3 protein-coding genes are annotated in these 2,447 nt (G+C 66.3%); all 3 read right to left on the bottom strand.

Features of this window, described 5'->3' with window-relative positions; translation table 11 throughout:
• Positions 1-62 precede the first annotated feature (62 nt).
• Positions 63-362: a hypothetical protein gene (locus AC5Y2L_RS28525; protein ID WP_499940085.1), complete on the bottom strand. Its 300-nt coding sequence runs from the start codon at positions 360-362 to the stop codon at positions 63-65.
• 29 nt (positions 363-391) lie between these two features.
• On the bottom strand, positions 392-1,216 hold the full coding sequence (gene istB, locus AC5Y2L_RS28520) for an IS21-like element helper ATPase IstB (protein ID WP_499940084.1): 825 nt from the start codon (positions 1,214-1,216) through the stop codon (positions 392-394).
• Positions 1,213-2,447, bottom strand: a 1,235-nt coding sequence (locus AC5Y2L_RS28515; protein WP_499940082.1) for a Mu transposase domain-containing protein, incomplete at its 5' end; no start/stop codon positions are given. The genes istB and AC5Y2L_RS28515, both read right to left, overlap by 4 nt.

Below are 2,447 nucleotides of genomic sequence, written 5' to 3'. Positions count from 1 at the left end.
TGATGGCGCTCATCGAAAATCCCCAGGTGTGCTCACTGAAATTCCCCACCCGGGGGCGGTGGTTACTGTAGCGGTTTTCGGCGGTGGGTGCACAAATTGTGGGCGGTGAAGCTGACCAGGTCGATGACCAGTCCCGCGTCGTAGCTGGTCCAGTTGGGGGTTTGGGGGCGGTCGTGCCCGGTGGCGTGGAGATAGTCGGACAAATGGTCGGCAATGCCGTCGGCGTGGCGCAGGAATCCGTCGAGGATGTTAAACAGGTCGGCGATCTGTGCGAGTTGTGCGGCGTTGATCGGGACGCTGGCGCGGGCGGGGCGAGGTTGCTGGCCGTTACTCGGAATCGGTTGGGCTGACTGGGTATTCATCGGTTCCTTCTCGGTATGTGGTGATGGGTTCATCGACTGATTGCGGTGGTTGCTTTGCGCAGGGTTTCGGCGGCGGCCTGGTGATCGCGCAGCCGGTAGGACTCGCCATCGAGGGTGAGCACCACGCAGCGGTGCAACAACCGATCCAATAAAGCGGCCGCGACGGTGGTGTCGCCCAGGATTTCGCCCCACGACCCTACCGGCCTATTGGTCGTTAACACGATCGAGGACTTCAAATATCGTTGCGAGACAACCTGAAACAACGCGGAAGCGGCCTCGTTGGGCAGCGGCAGATATCCAAGTTCATCGATGGCCAATAGCGTCGGGCCGGCGTAGAAGCGCATGGTGGTGGCCCAACGGCCCTCGATCGCGGCGCGGTGACAGCGCGCGGCCAAATCAGCGGCGGTGGTGAAGTAGGTGCGGTAACCGGCGTGCACGGCCGCGCGGGCCAGGCCCACCGCTAAGTGTGTCTTGCCCGTACCCGGCGGCCCGACCAGCAAAATGTTGGTGGCCGACTGCAGGTAGCGGCAGGTGGCCAGCTCGTCGAGGAGTTTGCGGTCCACCCCGGCGGCGGCGTCGACGTCGAAGCCTTCCAGGGTGGCCGGGGTGGGCAGGCTGGCGAAGCGCAGCCGGCCGGCCAACCGGCGAGCCTCAGTCGCCCTGACCTCGATGGCCAGCAGCCGCTCCAACGCCGCGGTCAGCGACAGCTGCTCGGCGGTGGCCTCATCGAGCAAGGCGGGCAGTGCTTCGGCGGCGGCCTGTAGTTTCAGCGCAGCCAGATGCGAGCGCAGGCGCTGGTAGCGGCTGGCGGCCTCGGCGGTGGTGGGCATCGTCAATGAAGTGTTGTCAGTCATTTCAGGGTGGTCCTTTGCTGTGCGGCCCGCTCGTAAACGGACAGGTCGATGATCGTGGAAGTGGTTGTGGTGGCGGATGACTCGACCACAGGCCCCTCTGCGGTGGCCAGTCGCTGGCGCAGTTCGGCCGCGGCGGCGCGAGCGGCGGGTCCCGGTGGGATGCGTTCCTTGCGCCGGTGTGGACGCCCACTATTGGCGGCGGCCATGGCCGCGGTATCCAGCGCGATCACATGCCCGCTATCGCGCACGGTGGCACCCAGACCGTCGGCCAGACGCCGGTGCCGGGCCACCACGATCCCGCCGGACGTGGCGATGTCGATGAACTGGCCACCGACCGGGTGGGTAACCGTGACGGTGGCCATGGCTAGCTCCGGGGGCACCGAGTAGCGGTTGCCGCGGTAGGACACCAACGCTTGGCGCGACGCGATCCGCTGCTCGGCCACGATCAGCGGATACGGTTGCGCCGCAACGGGTTGCAGCGGTTCGGTCGCCGCGAGCGCGGCGACGCTGTATTTACCCTCGGGGGTCACCCGCATCCTGGTGTCAGCACGGGTGGCGCAAAACCGGTCGAGGCCCGCTTGGGCCTGCTCGGGTGTGACATCGTCGGCCACCGTGCGCCACCAGCGTTGCGCGGCAGTGTGATTGTTTTTCTCCACCACACCCTTGCGGTTGCCGCGCCGGGGCGGGCATACCGCCACCGCGACCGAATAGTGTTTGGCCACTCCGGCAAAGGATGCGGTGATCCGGCCCGAGCCTGGATCACACACGGTGGCCATCCGGTCGAACCGCCACGTCTTGGTCACTCCACCCAAGGCTCGAGAAATCCGGTCCAAGCCCTCCACCAGGTGCGGCTGATCGGTCGCTGGCTGCAGCCAGCCGCGCCACTTGCTCGAATAGGCCAGCGACCCGACCAGCAGACGCGCGGTCTTACCCCACCCCCACAACGCCGGTGGATCCGGCAAATCCAGCCAGTCCCACTGGGTTTCGTCCCCCGGCTCGTGCGCAATGATCGCATTCGGCCGATCCGTCACCGACCGGCAGGCCTCGCAATCCGGCCGCAAACCACGCGCGCGGATATTGCGGGTCAAGCTCTGATACGACAGCGGAAAACCCAGCCCTTCCAGCTCATCGAACAGGGTGCAGGCCCACACATGCGGGTCCTCACGCAACCGGGCTTTCACATAATCGACGAACGGGTCGAACGGATCCGGCGACGGCCGCGCCCGCACCC

The organism is Mycobacterium sp. NGS66, from assembly GCF_059812225.1.
The sequence above is the reverse complement of the archived record's forward strand: the minus strand, read 5'-3'. Positions and strand labels throughout refer to the sequence as shown.